The organism is Pyxidicoccus sp. M15, assembly GCF_056858435.1.
Genome location: NZ_CM166495.1, coordinates 9,209,582 through 9,227,559, shown reverse-complemented (window position 1 = coordinate 9,227,559; position 17,978 = coordinate 9,209,582). Strand labels below are relative to the sequence as shown.

Sequence of the window (17,978 nt, the reverse complement as noted above, 5' to 3'; positions counted from 1 at the left end):
CCGCTCCTGGGCGAAGGACGTGGGCGCGCGCTCGGGTTGACGGTTCTTCTCACGCAACAGCTCGGCGAGCCGCGCGCGCTTCTGCTCAGGGGACAAGGCCATAAAGGAGATGGTTCCTTCTCGCTAACGCGGAGGGCCGGTGGAGACACGAGCAGGCTGATCCGGTGAAGCTCGCGGGTTTGTCGCGAGCCCCATCTTCCGCATCGGGGGAGAGACAGCGAGCGGCGGAATCATGCAGAAACTTCGCGGGCGATTCGACGGCAAGCTGATTTTCCAGCCGCTGGAGCGCGCCTACACCGTTTCATCTCCTCTATGCTCCAGCCGTGATGTGGATGCCCCAAGACGGCCAGACAGGGCTCGCGGACTCCTGGAGGACCCCGCTCACCCGCTGGCATCGTCTGAACCAGGGCCACCCTCCGCCGGAGGGCCGGGCCCGGCGGGAGGTCCTGGCCCAGGCGCGAGTCTCTCGCGCGTTCGAGCACCCCCGCAGGCTCCTGCACGTGGCGAAGTCGGCGGGTGGCCCCCTCGTCGTCAGCGAGGATGACGAGGGCCGGCGGTACCTGCAGTTCGGCTGGCTGGGCTCATCCCAGAGCGTGGTGTGGCCGGGCTTCCCCCTGCGGCTGGAGTCGGACTACACGCGGGCCATGGTGGCGGCGCTCGCCTTCGTGGCCGAGCCCCGGCGCATCCTGGTGGTGGGCGTGGGCGGCGGCGCCGTCCCGATGTTCCTCCGCGACGTGCTGCCCGAGGCCTACCTCGACGTGGTGGATCTCCACCCGGAGGTGCTGGACGTGGCCCGGCGCTACTTCGGCTTCCGTGAGGACGCGGCGCTCCGGGCCCACGTGGAGGATGCGCGACGCTTCATCGCGACACCCGGCCCGTCCTACGACGCCATCTTCCTGGACGCCTTCGGCCCCCGGGGCATCCCGCCCTCGCTGGCCACCCGGGAGTTCCTCCTCGCGGCCCGCGCGCGCCTGTCACCGGGTGGCGTGGTGGTCGGCAACGTGTTGCGCTCCCAGCGCCGGGCGAACTCCTCAATGGCGCCCACCTGGAAGAAGAGCTTCGCCCAGCTCTACGCCTTCACCGTGGAGGAGTCCGCCAACCAGGTCCTGGTCGGACTCCCGGACTCGACGAAGCGCGCCCGGGCGGAGCTGAACGCTCGCGCCGACAGCCTCACCCGGGAGTGGGGCACACCGTTCAACCTGCGCACCCGGATGGCCCGCCGCTATCAGGGGGCCGCGGCTCAGGGGGACGCCGTCTGCACGGTGGAGCGCAGCAACTCGCCGTCGGGGCCGTACTCGCGCAGGGTCCGGTAGTTGCCCTCGGTATAGGCAATCACCTTCACCACGGGGACGAGCCCCTTCTTCGTCGGGGCATAGCGCAGGGGCTCAGGGACCTCGGAGATGTCCACCCGCTCGGTCTCCGTCTGGGTCGTCCCATCGATGTAGACGATGGTTCCCGGATGCTTCGGTGCCTGGCTCAAGGATGCCTCCGCCCGCGCGTCAGCGGCTCCCGCTCATCAACTGGTCGAGGATGCGGAAGCGCTCCGGCATCATCGCACGGACCTCGGCTTCCTGGGGCGTGCCGCGGACGCGGTTGTAGAGCACCAGCGACTCGGAGAAGTCCTCCCCCGGCGCGTTGGCCGCGTAGTTCGAGGGCCGGATGCCGTCGCGCTGGATGGCGTTGCGCCAGTCGCCCCAACGCCGGCCGCTGTTGTCATCGCCCCAGCGCCGCATGGACAGCGTGTGCCCCGTCTCGTGGATGAGGCTGTCGTTGATGACCGCCTGCGACTGCGGGTGCTGCGACGGATAGATGGTGACGTTCCCATCCGCGCCCGCCGTCATGTACGAGCGGAAGTTCTGGGCGTTGGGGTCGTTCGGGTAGCGGGTGCGCCAGTACGCGTCCTGCGGATTCTGTCCCGGCTCCACGTTCACCTGGTTGACGAGGGCGCGGCTTGCCGGCGGGAGCACCGCGAGGCCCTGCGCGACCTGTTCGATGGTGGGGCTGTGGCCGTTCGCCGGGTTGGGGTTTCGCGGCATGAACACGGGGATGCGCCGCCCGTCCACCTGCACCTCGTAGCGGTTGGCGGCGGCCGTGCCCGAGCTGAAGTCGTGGTTGGGCACCTGGGTGGGCCCGAAGATGGTGGTGGTCGTCAGGCCGGGCTGCGGCGTGGGGCCATGGAGGCCGGCGACCACGCGCGGCGCGGCCGGCTGCCGGGTGAGGAAGTCGTTCAGTTGCGCCTGCTGCCCCTGGGCATTCGCCCCCTGGAACGCGGCGCCGCTCATGACTCCGTCCAGCGCTCGCCGGGCCGGGGTGGAGATGACGTTGGTGCCACCCACGAGATTCAGCAGCCGGTTCTGGTCCGCGCCGGGCATGCTCGCGAAGCCGGGCGACGTCGCGAGCCGGGTGAGCGTCTCCCGCGCGGCCGGGTCATTGGGGTGGCGCGACAGGTGGCCCAGGGCGTTGTTCCGGGTCGCCTCATCCAGGCCGCGGAAGTTCGGGTTGCCCGCCAGGCCGCTGAGCTGCGCGGTGAGCTGGCGGTCGACGGGCGCCTGCCCCTGCACGTCCAGCATCGCCCGCTGGTTCGAGGGCGGCAGCTGGGCGAAATCGTCATTCGTCGCCAGGTCGCGCAGGTTCTGCTGGGCAATGGGGGAGTTGCCCGCCGCCCGCGCCCGGTCCACGACGGCCGCCTGGGTGGCCTCGCCCAGCCGGGTGAACCGTGGGTCCTCGCGCAGCACCTCCTCGGGAGGCCGGGCCGGAGGGGGCGGCACCCGGGCGGGGTTGGCCCGCGCGGCCCGGGGCGGCGTGTAGGTGTCCCGCTCCCGGGTGGCCGGAGCGCGGGGGGGCGCCTGCTGGGGTGGGGGAGGGGGCGCCTGGACTTCGACTTCGGTGGGACGGACTTCTTCCGCCTGTCCCGTGGAGGTCCGCGTGACGCGCTCGCCAATCCGCATGTTGCCCATGGCCCCTCGACTCCCGTGCTGATGCACCCACTGGGGGTGGTGACTGATTATCGGGAGGCGCCGCCAGAAGTTGCGCCCCGGGAACAGAGCGTCTCTGGCCGGGGGAGGCGGCCCTCTGTCATCTTCCCGTGCACGCAATGAAAGCGCCCCTCCGCCTCCCGACGCCGCCCGTGAGCATGCGCTTCCAGGGGTTCGTCTTCCTGGGCTCGTTCCTGCTGTTCCAGGTGGAGCTCATCGTCGCGCGCCTGCTGCTGCCCGCGTATGGGAGCAGCGCGGCGGTGTGGACGACGTGCATGATGTTCTACCAGGGCGTCCTGCTGCTCGGTTACCTGTACGCGGGCCGGATGTCGTCCCACGTGCTGTCGGGCCGCTACCGCTGGGCGCACCTGGCCTTCGTGCTGCTCCCGGTGGTGACGTTCCCCTTCCACCTGAGGAGCGTGGCGCTGCCGCCCATCGTGGCCATCCTCGTCACGCTGGTGCTGTCGCTCGGCTGGCCCTTCCTGGCCCTGTCCACCACCAGCATCGTGGCCCAGGGCTGGCTCACGCGCACCGGACACCCGGCCCGCAACGACCCGACCTTCCTCTACGGCACGTCCAACGCGGGCGCGCTGCTGGCGCTGCTGACCTTTCCCTTCCTGGTGGAGCCGGCGCTCGACACGCGCACGCAGCTCGGCGTCTGGTATGCGGCCTACGGCGCCTTCGTGCTGCTCACCGCGCTGTGCATCCGGACGGTGCGGCCCGCGGACGGGGCTCCCGGAGGCGCTCCCTCCCCGGCCCCCGTCACCGGACCGGCGCCCCGGACGCGCCTCACCACGCGGCTCGCCTGGCTGATGCTCGCGGCGAGCGCCAACGCCCTGCTGATGGCGGTGACGAACGTCCTCACGCTGGACGCGTCCATGCCCCTGCTGTGGATCGTCCCGCTCACGCTCTACCTGCTCACCCTCATCCTCGCCTTCGCGCGGAGCCCGCTGACGCCCGAGCGGCTCAACCGCCTGTGCCTGGCGGGACTGCTGGTGGCGGCGGGGGCGGCCGTGGCGGCGCTGCTGCGGGTCCCCTCGGTGCTCCCGTCCCTGGCGCTCCACGGCGCGGTGCTCTGGGTGGCCTGCCTGCTGCTGCACGCGAGCCTGGCGCGGTGCCGGCCGGAGGAGCCGAGCCTGCTGGGCTCGTACTACCTGCACATCTCCGTGGGCGGCTGGCTGGGCACGGCGCTCATCGTGCTGGGCGTGCCGCTGCTATTGGGCTCGCTGGCCATGGCCTATGTGGACTACGGCGTGGCGGGGCTGCTCGTGCTGGCGGCGCTCTTCGCGCGGGACGTCGCGCTGAAAGCGCGGGGCGAGCCCCGTCACCGGCGCGCGCCCCTGCTGGCGGCGGGCGCGGCGGTGGCCATGGCGGGCATCCTGGCGCTCGCGGCGGTGAAGCTCCTGCACAGCCGCGTCGACGGCGCGCGGACGTTCTACGGCCTCTACACCGTGAAGGACGAGCACGGGCTGCGCCTCTTCCAGCACGGCAGCACGGTGCACGGGGTGGAGCGACTCGCGGACGACGCCCGGGGCGAGCCCCTCCTGTACTACCACCGGGGCTCCCCCGTGGGCCGGGTGCTGGCCGAGTCCCCGCCGCGAGCGCGCGTGGCGGTGGTGGGCCTGGGCATCGGGAGCCTCGCGGCCTACGGGCGCGGGGGCGAGCAGTGGGACTTCTACGAGCTGGACCCGGAGGTGGAGCGGCTCGCCCGCAGCCACTTCACGCTGCTCGGGAGCAGCGCCGCGTCGGTGCGGGTCGTCACCGGTGACGCGCGGCTGCGCCTCCAGGAGGCGGAGGCGCAGGCGTACGACGTCATCATCCTGGACGCCTTCTCCAGCGACTTCGTCCCCACGCACCTGCTCACGCGGGAGGCGCTCGGCCTGTACCTGCACAAGCTGCGGCCCGGAGGGCTGCTGCTGTTCCACATCTCCAGCCGGCTGTTCGACCTGGCGCCGGTGCTCACCCGCCTGGGCACGTCGCTGGGGCTGGAATGCGCGCTCAGCGGCGGCGAGTCCCTGAGCGCGGCGGAGCTGGACCGGGGCCTGTCCCCGAGCCGCTGGTTCGCCCTCACCGCGAGCCCGCTCCAGGCCCGTTGGCTGCACGAGCACCAGGGGTGGAGCGAGGTGCGTGCGTCCGAGGACCTGCTGTCACGCCGCGTCTGGACGGACGACTACGTCAACCTGCTCCAGGCGCTGCGCTGGTAGCGGGCCCGCACCAGGGCCGGAGGCCGCGGCATGCGCGGCCCCCGGCCAGGAGACCTTCTCAGAAGGTCTGGATGGGGCAGGGCGGGAAGTCGCACGACATGCCGCAGTCGATGCCGCAGGAGTACTCCTCCCCGGGGTCGCACCACCCGTTGCCGCAAGAGCCGCAGTCCGCCTCGCACATGCCGGACTCCAGGTCCGAGCAGGTGCCGTCGCCGCAGACCGGACAGTCGAAGGAGCACGTGGAGGACTCGTTGGTCTCGCAGATCCAGTTGCCGCAGACCGGCTGGCAATCGCTGGCGCAGCTCAGGTTGTTCTCACCGGGGTGGCACGTCCCGTCCCCGCAGACCGTCTGGCCGCAGTTCAGGATGGAGGAGTCCACGGCGTGGCTGCGCACCCAGCCCGCGGTGGCGTCGACGCGCGTGGCGACATCGTCACTCCCACCCGTCCAGCCCTGGCGGTGGCTGTGCACGCCAATCTGGCAGTCACCCCCGCGGAACGCCGGCCCACCGGAGTCGCCCTGGCACAGCCGCGCGCTGCTGTTGTCCCACTGGATGGTGAGCGGGTCGACGTCGTGGATGACGTTCCAGCCCTGCCGCTTGATGCCGTAGCCGGTGCTGGAATCCCAGACGGTGCAGCCAAAGCCGACGATGTTGACCGTCGAGTTGTTGCTCGGGGTGGTGTTGGCGATGCGGGTGGGGACGATGCCACTCATCGCCTGGAAGTCCCCGCTCAGCTTCAGCACTGCGATGTCATTGTGGTAGTTGCCGCTGTCGTAGTTGGGATGCTTCGTGTACGTGCCCGAGAGGCAGTAACCGTTGCTACAGAAAGAGCCGTACTGGCCCTGGTAGTCCACGCAGTGCGCGGCGGTAATCACCGTGCGACGGCCGATGAGCGTGCCCGTACAGCCGGACGGGTGGACGAGGCCCACCGAGGGGTGGCCGTTGTCGACCGTTCCATTGATGATTTCCGACGAGCTGGACTCGAGCGCGGCTTCATCGCCGGGCACCTGCGGCTCCTGCTCCGCGGCTTCACATCCCGCGAGCGCGAACGCAAGCAACACTCCGAACCTGGACAGAGAGATTCCAACCTTCGACATGGGTGTGTTCCTCCGGGCATCGCCATCGGCGATGGGGCCACGCCAGGAAGAAGGTCTGGCGGGTGCCTCTATTGCTGGAACGAAATGACTCGCCGGATGTCGCGTACGTCTTTTGGAATGGCAGCGGGGTAGACTCCCGGGCATCTTGCCCCCCATGGAGAACGCAGCGCCCCGTGCGTGGCGACGGTGGTCGTGGCTGGCGGCGGTGTGGACCGTGCCGGCGACGCTCGCCGCGGTGGAGACGTACTTCTTCAGCCGCCTCGGGACGCAGCCGCTGCCGCTGTGGCGGGCCTTCGCCTCGCAGCTTCCGGCCTGGTACGTGTGGCTGCCCGCCACGCCCGCGCTCGTCCACCTGTCGCGCCGCCTGCGGCTGGGGCTCCCGCTGAAGGCCCGCGCCGTCGCCGGGCACCTGGCCGCGTGCCTCTGCGTCGGCGGTGTCTTCGCGTGGGTGTACACGCTGTGCCACGTGGCGTTCATGCCCGCCATGCCCAACCTGCCGCCGCTGCCCCTGCTGGTGCTGCGCTACTGGCTGGGCTGGATGCCGATGATGGCCACGACGTACGCGGCGGTGGTCGGCGTGGCTTACGCGGTGGACTCGCAGCGGCGCGCCCGGGAGAACGAGCGGCAGGCCGCGGCGCTCTCCGTGCAGCTCTCCGAGGCCCGCCTGCAGGCCCTGCAGACGCAGCTCCACCCGCACTTCCTCTTCAACACCCTCAACGCCATCGTCGTGCTGGTGCGCGAGCAGGAGACGGACACGGCGGCCCGCATGCTGGTGCTGCTCAGCGACATCCTCCGCCGGTTGCTCCAGCAGGGGGCCACGCAGGAGGTGCCCCTGCGCGACGAGGTGGCCGTGCTGGCGCGCTACCTGGAGATTCAGCAGCTTCGCTTCCAGGACCGGCTGCGCGTGGACTGGGACGTGGACGCGGGAGTGCTGGACGCGCGCGTGCCGAACCTGGTGCTCCAGCCGCTGGTGGAGAACGCCATCCGCCACGGGGTGTCCATGCGCTCGGCGGCGGGGGCGCTGCGCATCCGCGCGAGGCGTGAGGGGAACGCGCTGGAGCTGGCGGTGATGGATGACGGGCCGGGGCTGCCGGCGGGCTTCGACCTGGAGCGCAGCCCGGGCATCGGCCTGTCCAACACGCGCGCCCGGCTGGCCCAGCTCTACGGAAGCGCGGGGCGCGTCAGCGTGGCCAGCGTGCCCGGAGGCACCGGCACCGTGGCCACCGTCGTGCTGCCGCTGCGGCAGGACAGCGCCGAGTCCGCGGAGAAGCGCGCCCATGGCTGAGCTGCGCGTCCTGCTGGTGGACGACGAGCCCCTGGCCCGCCGGGGGCTGCGTCACGCGCTGGCCCGGCACCCGGAGGCGGTGGTCTGCGGGGAGGGCCGCGACGGTCGCGAGGCGGTGACGGCCATCCGCGAGCTGCGGCCGCACCTGGTGTTGCTCGACGTGCAGATGCCGGAGCTGGACGGCTTCGGCGTCATCCGCGAGGTGGGCGTGGGGCAGATGCCCGCGGTCATCTTCATCACCGCCCATGACGCCTTCGCCGTGCGCGCCTTCGACGTGCACGCGGTGGACTACCTGGTGAAGCCCTTCGCGGACGAGCGCTTCGACGAGGCCCTGCTCCGCGCCCGGCAGCGGCTGCGCCAGGGCGAGGCGGTGGAGCTGGGCCGCCGGCTCGCGGGCCTGCTCGCGGACACGCCCGCGCCTCCAGTCCCCGCGCCACCGTCGGAAGCCAGGGCCGAGCGCCCGGCCGAGTCCGCGGGCCGGCTGCTGGTGAAGGTGGGCACCCGCTCCGTGCTGGTCTCCGTCGCGGACATCGACTGGGTGGAGGCCGACGACTACTGCGTCACGCTGCACGTGGGCAGCCAGGAGCACGTCCTGCGCGAGAGCCTGGCGGCGCTGGAGGCGCGACTCGACGCGGAGCGCTTCGTGCGCATCCACCGCTCGGCCATCGTCAACGTGGAGCGCATCCGCGAGCTGCACCACGCCTCGCCCACGGAGCTGCTGGTGGTGCTGCACACGGGGCAGCGGCTGCGGGTGAGCCGCAACCGCCGCGAGCACCTGGAGCGCCGGCTGGGCCGGGCCCGATAGCACCTGAGCTCAGGGCGCCGTCGAGGCCGTCGCCGGAGCGCGGGCCTTCGCCACCGCGTCGGTGAGGGCCTTCCACTCCGTCGTGCCCAGGTGCATGCCGAAGGCGCGCGCCACGTCGAGCTTCTCGCGAGCCGCGACGTCCACCGTCTCCGAAAGCTGCTGCGGGTTGAAGAATCCGCCGCCCTGGCCCGGCTGCACCAGGTCGCTGGTGTAGAGGAGGCGGTGCTCCGGCAGCCACACGAAGAGCATCCGCTCGCCCGTCTCCGAGCGCACCGGAATCAGCTCCAGCCGGTTTGCCCCGGAGCCCAGCACCGTGCGGCGGCCCACGGTCTGCAGCTTCGCCGCGCGGGGCGCCTTCGCCAGCGCATCCGGCACCCGTGTCCGGGGCGCCTTCAGCAGCCGCTCCACCAGCGGTCGGTTGAGGTCCAGCACGTGGGCGGGGATTCCGCGGGCGGCGTACTCACGCAGGCCGCCCACGTGGGGCCACGCGTCGCTGGTGGACACCACCGCCTTCACCTTCACGCCGGGGAAGCGCCTCGCGGCCTCCTCCAGCACGCGCGCCGAGTAGCCGGAGGCGATGGGCGCCTCGAGCACCACCAGCCCGTCCTCCTGCTTCACCAGGGCCACGTCCCAGCGGCCGGGCAGGTGCACCACGCCCGGCGCCAGCTCGACGGCGGGACGGCCCGGATGGCCCAGCGGGGTGTCATCCACCGTCATGTCGCGGCGGGCCGCGAAGGCCTTCCGCACGTCGTCGGGGAGGGCGAAGTCCGCGTCGGACAGCTTCGCGTCCACCTCCACCGCCGTCACGGTGAAGGCGTGGTAGCTGGTGTCATTGCGCTGCCACTCCCAGTGGCGCGGGTAGCGCAGCCCTCCGGCCTCCAGCGACCAGGACTGGAAGAACAGCCGGGTGCGCACGTCGCCCCAGACGCTCCAGAACATGTCGGCCGGATGCGCGTCCTCGGTCTCCACCAGCGTCGGCAGGCCCGTCTTCGCATTGAGGAAGAGGCGCACCGCCGCGCGCCCGTGGTGGAACGTCACCACGTGGTGCGGCACGTCCTGCAGCACCGTGTCCGGCGCGGAGCGCAGGTCGGCGGCGTCCAGGGCGGTGAGCAGCACCCGCTCGGGTGCGAAGTCGAGCCGCTCCCGCATGTCCTGGAGCTGGGCGCCGCTGGTGGGGCGCACCTGCCCGTCGCGCTCCATGGCGACGACGTCGCCCTCCATGAGCACCGTCAGGGACTGCCAGGTGCCGAGCCCCGCCGCGCCCCGGCTCTCGGTCTTCTGGCGCAGGCGCTGGCGGGAGGGAGCACGCAGCTCGTCGACCTGCTCGTACATGACGAGCCAGGGCGCGGAGGGGCGCTCGGACTGCTCCAGCAGGTTCCAGTGGCCGATGCCCTGGATGCGCAGGCTGGTGAGGGCCCGGAGCCGGGCCTCTCCGCCCATGGCCTCGGCGGAAGCACGGACGCGGGCGCGGGCGTCGTCGGCGGCGGAGGCGGGAGGGGCGAGCAGCAGGCAGAGGAGGGGAAACAGGGCGAGTCTTCGCATGACGCCAGGATGGCGCGGCGCGAAGGCCCGCTTCCGCCTCATGCTGCGAATGGCGGGCGGGGCGCGGCGAACGGTAGGTCCGGCGCGGCGAATGGAGACGCGCGTGGCCCGTGGGCCCGGTCTCGGAGGCAGCGGGCCCGCCTGGAAACGCATCACGTTCCTTGCCATGGAACATTTCCCCAAATGGATGTGTCTGGGTTTGACAAGACCTGCCTCACTCCTCTTCGGGGTGGAGCGGTGTGTGTCTTTGGCGGGCCCGTGGAAACCCCTTAGTCTGACACTCGGTGGGAACCCCTTAGACTGGCATTCAAACGAATGGGCAACACGTCCGGGCCAGAATCATTCATGAACGCTGGAACTCCATGAATTGCCTGTTCGCGTTTGCAATTGAAATAAAGGCGATGTTAGTAAGGCATTGGCTTCGGCCAACCCCGAACAATCAACTCAGGAGAAGTCCATGACGAGGAACGTGAAGCGTTTCCTGGCTGTCTCGCTGCTGTCCCTCATGCCGTCGATCGCGCTCGCCGGACAGGTCGAGTACGGGTTCCCCGACCTCCTCTCCGAGCGTAACGAGTACGTCAGCCTCCGCGAGGAGGGTGTCCAGGTTCCCGTGCTGCGGGAATCTGCCGGGCAGTCCATCGGCCCCGCTCTGGAGAACCTCTTCGTCCAGAACCAGTCCCTCTCCACCCTCTCCCTGGGCCTCCAGACGGTGACGGGTACGTTCAACGGCGTGTTCACTCCCTACCCGTGCCCGCCGGGCTCCCTCTGTGGGTTCCAGGTCAGCGCCCCCGCCCCCACCCCGCTGATCGCCCAGCAGTACTACTGGACGGCCAACCCGGCGAATCCGGCCGCTGGCCCGACGTGCGTCTGGCGGGTGGAGGTCAGTGACGTCGCTGGCAGCTGCGCCGCGACGGTCTTCTTCGGCACCTACGGCGGCGCCGTCTGCACCCTCGACGCGGCCCGGTCCTTCATCGACCCGGTCACGTGCCAGACGCAGATCGTCACCAACTTCCAGTAAGCAGGGCCACACACCGCCAGCGGCCTTTCGTGAGGCCGCTGGTGGTCACTGTCTCCATTGGCGGCAACGGCGAGAGCACGCGGGTGCTGGATGGCAGCGGGCCCTTCTCGCTGCTCCCCGCCATGCTGTCGAAGGTGGAGACTACGGCTCTCCCACGGCCTCCGGGGCCATTGCCCGGCCGGCCGTGCGCCGACGCCAGTACAGGAAGACGGGCACGCCCGCGCCGAGCAGCAGCGTGCCCTTGAGGGCGTTGAGCGGGTTGGAGGCCGCGGAGCCCACCACGACGTACAGCGCGGCCGCGATGAAGAGGAGCGGGGTGACGGGGAAGCCGGGCACGCGGTACACGACGTAGGGGATGCGTCCCAGGTACTCGCGGGCGCGGTAGACGAAGAGCGTGGCGGCCGTGGCCCCGAAGACGAGCCAGTCGGCGAAGACGACGTAGTCGAGCAGCTCGCCGTACGTCCCCGTGCCCGTGAGGAGGATGGCCCACACCGCCTGGAAGAGGATGGCCGTGGAGGGCGTGCGGTAGCGCGGGTGAAGGCGGGCCAGCTGCGGGAAGAACAGGCCATCCGCGGCCATGGCCTGGTAGACGCGGGGCGACACGAGGATGACGAGGTTGAGGAACCCGAAGGTGGAGAGCGCCACGCCCGCGGTGATGAACGTACGCCCCGCGGGGCCGAGCAGCTGGCCGAGGGCGTCCGCCGCCGGGGCGCTGCTCGCCGCGAGCCCGCCCGCGCCGAGCGTGCGCAGGTAGGTGAGGTTCGCGAGCAGGTACACCGTCACCACGCCGATGACGCCGAGCAGGAGGGCGCGCGGCAGGTTGCGCTCGGGGTTCACCATCTCCTCGGCGACGAAGTTCGTCTGCTGCCACCCGCCATAGCTGAAGAGCACCGGGACCAGTGCCGCGCCCAGGGCGAGCACGATGGAGTCGGGCGCCTGCGGCGCGACGGTGGACTCCACCGCGGGCGAGGGGCCGGCGAACAGCAGCCCGGCGCCGATGAGCACGGCGAGCGCGAGCAGCTTGAGGACGGTGAAGACATTCTGCGTGAGGGCCCCCGGGCGCACGCCGAAGTAGTTCACCCCGGAGAGCAGGACGATGGCGCCGACGGCGAGCGGGAAGCGGAAGTCGGGCCCCAGGCCGGTCAGCGCGAGGGTGTAGTTGGCGAAGGTCACCGCCACCGCGGCAATGGCCCCGGTGGCAATCATCAGCATCATCCCCCAGGCATTGAGGAACGCCGGCAGCGGGCCGAAGGCGTCGCGCAGGTAGACGTAGCTGCCGCCCGCCTTCGGGATGCGCTGTCCCAGCTCCCCGTAGATGAAGGCCCCGATGAGCGCCACCCCGCCGCCGAGCAGCCACGCGCCCAGGGTGAGCCCCGGCGTGTGCACGCGCTGCGCGACGATGGCGGGGTTGAGGAAGATGCCCGAGCCGATGATGCCGCCGATGACGAGCATCACGCCCGAGAAGAGCCCGACGCGACGCGCATACCCGTCATGCGGCGCGGCGGACGGGGCTCCGGCTTCACCTGGAGGAGGAGGGGAGGGGCTCATGGCCGGCGAGCATAGTCCGCCGGCGGCGCCCGGGTGCCCTGGCGTCCACGCACCGTGGCTCCGCTCGGAGCGCTAGAAGCGCTCCGTCTCGCTCAGGCCGAGGTCACCCCGGAGCTTCAGCAGGTTCCGTTCCAGCTCGGCGACGTGCTCCTCACGGAACGTGGGACGGCTTCCCGTACCGCCCTGGCGGATGAAGGTGCCCGGAGACTCCTCGTGCATCATCAGGCGGAAGTCGAACTTCGGGTCATGCTGCCGCATGTACGCGAAGCTGCACTTCTCCAGGATGCTCGCCAGGCGCTCCTCCGGCACGGGAATGCCCAGGAAGGCGGCAACGCGCCTCGCCTGCCCTTCCAGGTCCTGCCGCATGTCCTCGTAGCGCACCCACAGGACGTTGGCGTCATGCCGGTGGGGCATCCACGAGCGCATGTAATCGTACCAGCTACCGAAGAGGCTTTGCCCGCGCACCATGCCGCCGATGAACCGGTCGAACGGCGAGCGGAACCGCTGCGCCATCTCCAGGTGGTGGTAGCAGGAGGTGAAGGTGTCCTGGGCGTCGCGGGTGATGAAGATGATGCGCGAGTCCTTCGCTGGCCGCAGCATCTCGTATTCCATGTGCGTCTTGAACATCCGAGGTGACGGCAGCTTCTCCAGGTAGTCGAAGCGCTCCTGGCGGATGGCCGCCTCGAGGTAGGGCGACTTCTGGGTGATGTGGTCGAACTCCGCGAGCCCGCCGCTGTGCAGCTGCACCAGCAGCATCTGCATCCACGTGGTGCCGGACTTCGGATAGGTGGCGATGAAGATGTCGTCGGGCCGGGGTCGGAACTCCAGCCGGTAGCGGAGCAGCTCCCGCCACCGCTGGCCCCGGTTGTGGATATTTCCGAGGAGCCTCAACGGCGGGGTGAGTACGTTCAAGAAGAGCTTCGTCGGCCACCGCATGGACTGGACCTCGGGCAAATCCTCTCGGAAGAGGGGCGACGCGGAATATATCCGGGCCTGGGACTCGAAAGGCAGACATGTCTGCCTGAAGGCGACTCCCCTTGAGGCGGGAGCTCAGTCCCCTGACACCGCGAGCTGCCAGTCTCCCCTGGCGCTGATGCCCACGCGCAGGCCGAGGTAGCCCGTCCCGCCCTCCTTCATGGCCTGGAGCTGCTTCTCCGGGTAGACGCCCACCACGGCCTTCCAGTCCTTCTCCGCGCCGGTGACGTGCACGGCGGGCCAGTAGTAGAGGTCGCCCTGCTTCGCGGGGGAGAGGTTGAGGACCTGGACCATCCTCGCCAGCACGGGCTCTCCCTCCTGCTCCGCCTTGCGCCAGGACGCCGCCGGGTCCTTGCCGTCACCGAAGCTGAAGCGCAGCCCCTTGCCGTTCTCGTCGGCCAGCTTCGCGAGCGCCGCGTAGTCGCACGCCACGGCGGCGGCGATGATGCGGCGGCGCATGCCCTCCACGAGGGGCGGCGGAGGGGGAATCGGAATCCGCGTCGCCGCGCTCAGCGTGGCCGCCGAGCACGCTCCGGCTCCCGCGTCCGGCGCTCCGGCCAGGGCTCCCGCGTCCCACACTCCCGCATCGACGGCTTCGGGCTCCGGGGCCCCGGCATCGGGCACCTCGGGAGCGGCCTGTACGGGCGGCGCCCCGGCATCCACGGTGGCGCCCGACGGGCGCTCGGAGCAGGCGAGGACGGAAGCGGCGAGACAGGCGGACAGCAGCGCGGACCGGTTCATGGCGCGCCGTTGTAGACCAGGGCGCGCGCGGGAGGCACCGGCTTCGGGGCTCAGCCCCCGCCCTTCGGTGACTCGATGACGACGGCGAACGGGTCGAACGGCGCGTCGTCCCGCTTCTTCTTCTTGTCGGGCATTCCGTACTCCCCGGTGGGGTGGTCCGGCCGCACGGACGCGTACGGGTCTATCTTCACCGGCACGCCGAACACCTTCGGGTTCTTCTTCGGCTCCGAAGGCTTCCCAAAGTTCGAACCGCTGTCGTTGCTCATGCCCGCCAGCCTACCGCGACGGCCGTCCGCCTGCTTCCTGGCACTCCCACGGCGACTTGCTTGGGCGCGGCGCCGGACGGGGCGATAATCCCCCGCCATGTGTGGACGTGTCACCGTCAGGACCTCTCCCGACCAGCTCGTGGCCGAGCTGGGCCTCGCCGGCATCCGCGCCTCGGTGGATAGGCCGCGCTACAACCTGTGCCCCACCCAGCTGATGCCGGTGGTGCCCAATGATGGCGCGCGCATGCTGGACACCTTCCGCTGGGGCCTCATCCCCTCGTGGGCGAAGGACCCCAGCATCGGCAGCAAGCTCATCAACGCCCGCGGCGAGACGGTGGCGGAGAAGCCCAGCTTCCGCTCGGCCCTCAAGAAGCGCCGCTGCCTGGTGCTGGTGGACGGCTGGTACGAGTGGAAGCAGTCCACGAAGCCGAAGACGCCGTTCCACTTCCACCGCAAGGACGGCAAGCCCCTGGCCCTGGCCGGCCTGTGGGAGGAGTGGACGGCGCCCGACACCGGCGAGGTGCTCAACACCTGCACCATCATCACCACCGGCCCCAACGCGCTGATGGCCCCCATCCACGACCGGATGCCCGTCATCCTCTCGCCCCAGTCCCAGGAGGTGTGGCTGCGCCCGGAGCCGCAGGACGCCGCCGTGCTGCTGCCCCTGCTGGTGCCCTTCTCCGAAGACTCGCTGGACGTGTACGAGGTGGACCGCGTGGTGAACTCCCCCGCCAACGACACCCCCGCCTGCGTGGCGCGCGTCGCCGCCTGAGTCGCACCCCGGGCGCTGTCGCCTCCTGAACGCTCCCGGAAGTCCTTGTCAGACCTTCAGGCTAAGCCGGCTTTGGCGCGATATTCAGATATCGCGTCGATGGCAGGTTTAACCCGTTGTCTGTACAGGGGTCATTCCATGAAGAAGGCGAAGCAGACCCGTCGTCCCGAGCAGCGCTGGCTGGTGCGGCTCGGATTCATCTCGGTGGTGGGGCTGGGCCTCGCGGGCTGCGCCGGGGAGGAGGCGGAGGCCGCGACCGTTCCGGAGTCCTCCTCCACGAGCTTCGGGCTGGTGGAGCGCGTGCGCGACGGCAAGGAGCTGGCGCGGATGGAGAAGCACCTCGCGTCGCTCTACGACGCGAAGGACGTGGTGCACCACTTCCGCAGCCGCGGGGGTGACGACATCGACTGCGTCCCGCTGCACCTGCAGCCCGCGCTGCGGCAGCCGGGCATGGAGAACCACCGCATCCAGCTGGCGCCGAGCACCCTGCCGTCGCCGGACCCGACGGCCATCGCCGCGGACCCGGCGTCGCCCGGGCGCGACACGCGGCCCGCGGAGCTCGAGGCGGGCCTCTCCGGCCCCGGTGACGTGGACGCGGCGGGCAACATGCGCCGCTGCCCCGAGGGCACCGTGCCCATCGTCAAGCTCAAGCTGGAGACGCTCAAGCGCTTCGAGACGCTGGACGAGTTCCGCCGCAAGGTGCCCAACCACCTCGAGGGCCGGCTCCCCGAGGACGCCGGCAGGCCGGGGGGCTCCGGGGGCATCGAGCCGCCGCGCAACGGCCCCACCGCGCAGCACCAGTACGCCCACGCGCACCAGTGGGTGGACAACATGGGCGCCGAGAGCGTCTTCAACATCTGGAACCCGTACACCGAGCTGAACAGCGAGTTCAGCCTGTCGCAGATGTGGGTCGTCCGCGGCTCGGGCGCCTCGCTGGAGACGGTGGAGGCCGGCTGGCAGAAGTACCGGGACCTGTACGGCGACTTCAACTCGCGCCTGTTCATCTACTTCACGCCGGACAACTACGGCAGCGGCGGCTGCTACAACCTGAGCTGCGGCGCGTTCGTCCAGGTGAACAACACCGTTTCCATCGGTGGGGCCTTCAACAACTACAGCACCTCCGGCGGCGCGCAGTACGAGTTCAAGCTGATGTGGTTCAAGGACGGCACCGCGGGCAACTGGTGGCTGAAGTTCGGTGACATCTGGGTGGGCTACTACCCGCGCACCCGCTTCGACACCAACGGCCTGGCGAACAACGCCTGGTCCATCGACTTCGGTGGCGAAATCATCGACAACCGGCCCGGCGGCCGGCACACGGGCACGGACATGGGCAGCGGCGCCTATCCCGCCTCGTGGTTCGGGTATGCGGCCTACCAGAAGAACCTGCTCTACGTGAACACGAGCAACGTCTACTCGGACCCGTCCGGGCTCGCCGCGTACCGCGACGACGCCTACTGCTACGACATCTCGCTGGGCAATGACCCGGGGAACTGGGGCCGGTACTTCTTCTTCGGCGGCACCGGCTACAACGCCAACTGCATGTAGCCGCACCCTCGCGGTGAGACGCGGGTGGGTGGGTGTTTCGCACGCCCACCCGCGTCACCCGCCCGGCCCGGACTCGCGGTGCACAAGACCCGGAATCACGGAGAAGTGTTCAGTGATTTGAGAAAAAAGACTTCCGGGTAGAAACATCGGAGTGCCAATAACCGATAATCTCCTTCAGCGGTGGGCCGTGGTCGGCGCTCCGTCTTTCCCGCCTTGGAGGCGTATCAATGAAGGGTCTCTCCCGATTCGGTGTGCTGAGTGCGTGTTTCCTCGCGACGGCTTGTGTTTCCAAGGAGGAGCCGACACCGGCACCCGAGGGAGCGGAGTCTTCCGGGCAGCAGGGCCTGTCTCACCGCGCCAGTGTCGACGGCTCCCGCTGCGGCACGCGGCCGCTGTCGGACGCGGAGGAGCAGCAGGTCAAGCAGCACCTGGCGAAGTTCTCCGGGGCCGCGGAGAAGAAGCCGGGTGGCAGCGGCGGCGGCGCCGCGGTGACGGGTGGCGTCATCAACGTCTACTGGCACGTCATCAACAAGGGCACCGGCGTCAGCAACGGTGACCTGACGGCGCAGATGATCAACGACCAGATGACGGTGCTCAACAACGCGTACGGCGCCTGGGGCTGGACGTTCAACCTGGTGACGACGACGCGCACCACCAACGCCACCTGGTTCAACACCTGCGACAGCGTCTCCGTGGAGACGGCGATGAAGACGGCGCTCCGCCAGGGCACGGCGGACGACCTGAACATCTACACCTGCAACCCGGGCGGCGGCCTGCTGGGCTGGGCGACCTTCCCCAACTGGTACGCCGGCGCGCCGAAGGATGACGGCGTGGTGATGCTGTACTCGTCGGTGCCGGGCGGCTCGGCGGCGCCCTACAACCTGGGCGACACGGGCACGCACGAGGTTGGCCACTGGATGGGCCTGTACCACACGTTCCAGGGCGGCTGCGCCAAGACGGGCGACTCCGTGAGCGACACGCCGGCCGAGCGCAGCGCCGCGTACGGCTGCCCCGCCGGCCGCGACACGTGCAGCGGCACGGGCGTGGACCCCATCAACAACTTCATGGACTACACGGATGACTCCTGCATGGACCGCTTCACGGCGGGCCAGGACGCGCGCATGGACCAGATGTTCAGCGCGTACCGCTACAACCAGTAGTCGCAGGCCGGGCAGCACCTGACGCCACCGGGACTCCTCGAGTCCC

General features: G+C 70.4%; 16 protein-coding genes. 8 read left to right on the top strand and 8 right to left on the bottom strand.

Features of this window, described 5'->3' with window-relative positions; translation table 11 throughout:
* The first annotated feature begins 332 nt into the window (after positions 1–332).
* The gene (locus ACX9TP_RS34040) at positions 333–1,313 is read left to right on the top strand and encodes a spermidine synthase (protein ID WP_482974812.1); all 981 of its coding nucleotides are present in this window, start codon (positions 333–335) and stop codon (positions 1,311–1,313) included.
* Here the strand turns inward: ACX9TP_RS34040 and ACX9TP_RS34035 are convergent.
* Both ACX9TP_RS34035 and ACX9TP_RS34030 read right to left on the bottom strand, forming a co-directional pair.
* Positions 1,241–1,480, bottom strand: a complete 240-nt coding sequence (locus ACX9TP_RS34035; RefSeq protein ID WP_482974811.1) for a hypothetical protein — start codon at positions 1,478–1,480, stop codon at positions 1,241–1,243. The two genes, ACX9TP_RS34040 and ACX9TP_RS34035, sit on opposite strands and share 73 nt — an antisense overlap.
* Before the next feature lie 19 nt (positions 1,481–1,499).
* Positions 1,500–2,957, bottom strand: coding sequence for a hypothetical protein (locus ACX9TP_RS34030; protein ID WP_482974810.1), 1,458 nt, complete (start codon positions 2,955–2,957; stop codon positions 1,500–1,502).
* A 176-nt stretch (positions 2,958–3,133) separates the two neighbouring features.
* Here ACX9TP_RS34030 and ACX9TP_RS34025 point away from each other — a divergent pair, with 176 nt between their 5' ends.
* A complete protein-coding gene (locus ACX9TP_RS34025) occupies positions 3,134–5,179 on the top strand; it encodes a fused MFS/spermidine synthase (protein WP_482982266.1) in 2,046 nt (681 codons plus the stop codon).
* A gap of 58 nt (positions 5,180–5,237) precedes the next feature.
* On the opposite strand, the gene ACX9TP_RS34020 is transcribed toward ACX9TP_RS34025, so the two are convergent.
* The gene (locus ACX9TP_RS34020) at positions 5,238–6,275 is read right to left on the bottom strand and encodes a S1 family peptidase (protein WP_482974809.1); all 1,038 of its coding nucleotides are present in this window, start codon (positions 6,273–6,275) and stop codon (positions 5,238–5,240) included.
* A gap of 214 nt (positions 6,276–6,489) precedes the next feature.
* Between ACX9TP_RS34020 and ACX9TP_RS34015 the strand changes: the two genes are divergently transcribed.
* Together ACX9TP_RS34015 and ACX9TP_RS34010 are read left to right on the top strand one after the other, a co-directional pair.
* Complete coding sequence (locus ACX9TP_RS34015; RefSeq protein WP_482974808.1) at positions 6,490–7,560, top strand: sensor histidine kinase; 1,071 nt, start codon at positions 6,490–6,492, stop codon at positions 7,558–7,560.
* Positions 7,553–8,365: a LytR/AlgR family response regulator transcription factor gene (locus ACX9TP_RS34010; RefSeq protein ID WP_482974807.1), complete on the top strand. Its 813-nt coding sequence runs from the start codon at positions 7,553–7,555 to the stop codon at positions 8,363–8,365. Before ACX9TP_RS34015 ends, ACX9TP_RS34010 begins: the two co-directional genes overlap by 8 nt.
* Before the next feature lie 9 nt (positions 8,366–8,374).
* On the opposite strand, the gene ACX9TP_RS34005 is transcribed toward ACX9TP_RS34010, so the two are convergent.
* Positions 8,375–9,907: an MBL fold metallo-hydrolase gene (locus ACX9TP_RS34005; RefSeq protein ID WP_482974806.1), complete on the bottom strand. Its 1,533-nt coding sequence runs from the start codon at positions 9,905–9,907 to the stop codon at positions 8,375–8,377.
* 457 nt (positions 9,908–10,364) lie between these two features.
* Here ACX9TP_RS34005 and ACX9TP_RS34000 point away from each other — a divergent pair, with 457 nt between their 5' ends.
* Positions 10,365–10,925 carry a hypothetical protein gene (locus ACX9TP_RS34000; RefSeq protein ID WP_482974805.1) on the top strand — a complete coding sequence of 187 codons (561 nt, stop codon included), beginning with the start codon at positions 10,365–10,367 and terminating at the stop codon, positions 10,923–10,925.
* 141 nt (positions 10,926–11,066) lie between these two features.
* Here the strand turns inward: ACX9TP_RS34000 and ACX9TP_RS33995 are convergent, their stop codons facing one another.
* The 4 genes from ACX9TP_RS33995 to ACX9TP_RS33980 all read right to left on the bottom strand — a co-directional run bounded on the left by ACX9TP_RS33995 (position 11,067) and on the right by ACX9TP_RS33980 (position 14,455).
* The gene (locus ACX9TP_RS33995; protein ID WP_482974804.1) at positions 11,067–12,473 is read right to left on the bottom strand and encodes an APC family permease; all 1,407 of its coding nucleotides are present in this window, start codon (positions 12,471–12,473) and stop codon (positions 11,067–11,069) included.
* Positions 12,474–12,545: 72 nt separating this feature from the next.
* Positions 12,546–13,385 carry a sulfotransferase domain-containing protein gene (locus tag ACX9TP_RS33990; RefSeq protein ID WP_482974803.1) on the bottom strand — a complete coding sequence of 280 codons (840 nt, stop codon included), beginning with the start codon at positions 13,383–13,385 and terminating at the stop codon, positions 12,546–12,548.
* Between the two features lie 138 nt (positions 13,386–13,523).
* On the bottom strand, positions 13,524–14,189 hold the full coding sequence (locus ACX9TP_RS33985) for a hypothetical protein (protein WP_482974802.1): 666 nt from the start codon (positions 14,187–14,189) through the stop codon (positions 13,524–13,526).
* A gap of 50 nt (positions 14,190–14,239) precedes the next feature.
* Positions 14,240–14,455 (bottom strand): hypothetical protein, encoded by a 216-nt coding sequence (locus tag ACX9TP_RS33980; RefSeq protein ID WP_482974801.1) that lies wholly within the window; start codon positions 14,453–14,455, stop codon positions 14,240–14,242.
* A gap of 97 nt (positions 14,456–14,552) precedes the next feature.
* On the opposite strand from ACX9TP_RS33980, the gene ACX9TP_RS33975 reads away from it, so the two are divergent.
* From ACX9TP_RS33975 to ACX9TP_RS33965, 3 genes are all read left to right on the top strand, one after another.
* Positions 14,553–15,227 carry an SOS response-associated peptidase gene (locus tag ACX9TP_RS33975; protein ID WP_482974800.1) on the top strand — a complete coding sequence of 225 codons (675 nt, stop codon included), beginning with the start codon at positions 14,553–14,555 and terminating at the stop codon, positions 15,225–15,227.
* A gap of 138 nt (positions 15,228–15,365) precedes the next feature.
* Positions 15,366–16,772, top strand: a complete 1,407-nt coding sequence (locus tag ACX9TP_RS33970) for a neprosin family prolyl endopeptidase (protein ID WP_482974799.1) — start codon at positions 15,366–15,368, stop codon at positions 16,770–16,772.
* A gap of 227 nt (positions 16,773–16,999) precedes the next feature.
* Positions 17,000–17,932 (top strand): zinc metalloprotease, encoded by a 933-nt coding sequence (locus ACX9TP_RS33965; RefSeq protein ID WP_482974798.1) that lies wholly within the window; start codon positions 17,000–17,002, stop codon positions 17,930–17,932.
* The last annotated feature ends 46 nt before the right edge of the window (positions 17,933–17,978 follow it).

Excerpts from the sequence above, each read along its gene's own strand:
- ACX9TP_RS34040 (WP_482974812.1), top strand. The coding sequence starts at position 333 with ATGCCCCAAGACGGCCAGACAGGGCTCGCGGACTCCTGGAGGACCCCG.
- ACX9TP_RS34030 (WP_482974810.1), bottom strand. The coding sequence starts at position 2,957 with ATGGGCAACATGCGGATTGGCGAGCGCGTCACGCGGACCTCCACGGGA.
- ACX9TP_RS34025 (WP_482982266.1), top strand. The coding sequence starts at position 3,134 with ATGCGCTTCCAGGGGTTCGTCTTCCTGGGCTCGTTCCTGCTGTTCCAG.
- ACX9TP_RS34020 (WP_482974809.1), bottom strand. The coding sequence starts at position 6,275 with ATGTCGAAGGTTGGAATCTCTCTGTCCAGGTTCGGAGTGTTGCTTGCG.
- ACX9TP_RS34010 (WP_482974807.1), top strand. The coding sequence starts at position 7,553 with ATGGCTGAGCTGCGCGTCCTGCTGGTGGACGACGAGCCCCTGGCCCGC.
- ACX9TP_RS34005 (WP_482974806.1), bottom strand. The coding sequence starts at position 9,907 with ATGCGAAGACTCGCCCTGTTTCCCCTCCTCTGCCTGCTGCTCGCCCCT.
- ACX9TP_RS34000 (WP_482974805.1), top strand. The coding sequence starts at position 10,365 with ATGACGAGGAACGTGAAGCGTTTCCTGGCTGTCTCGCTGCTGTCCCTC.
- ACX9TP_RS33995 (WP_482974804.1), bottom strand. The coding sequence starts at position 12,473 with ATGAGCCCCTCCCCTCCTCCTCCAGGTGAAGCCGGAGCCCCGTCCGCC.
- ACX9TP_RS33985 (WP_482974802.1), bottom strand. The coding sequence starts at position 14,189 with ATGAACCGGTCCGCGCTGCTGTCCGCCTGTCTCGCCGCTTCCGTCCTC.
- ACX9TP_RS33980 (WP_482974801.1), bottom strand. The coding sequence starts at position 14,455 with ATGAGCAACGACAGCGGTTCGAACTTTGGGAAGCCTTCGGAGCCGAAG.
- ACX9TP_RS33975 (WP_482974800.1), top strand. The coding sequence starts at position 14,553 with ATGTGTGGACGTGTCACCGTCAGGACCTCTCCCGACCAGCTCGTGGCC.
- ACX9TP_RS33970 (WP_482974799.1), top strand. The coding sequence starts at position 15,366 with ATGAAGAAGGCGAAGCAGACCCGTCGTCCCGAGCAGCGCTGGCTGGTG.
- ACX9TP_RS33965 (WP_482974798.1), top strand. The coding sequence starts at position 17,000 with ATGAAGGGTCTCTCCCGATTCGGTGTGCTGAGTGCGTGTTTCCTCGCG.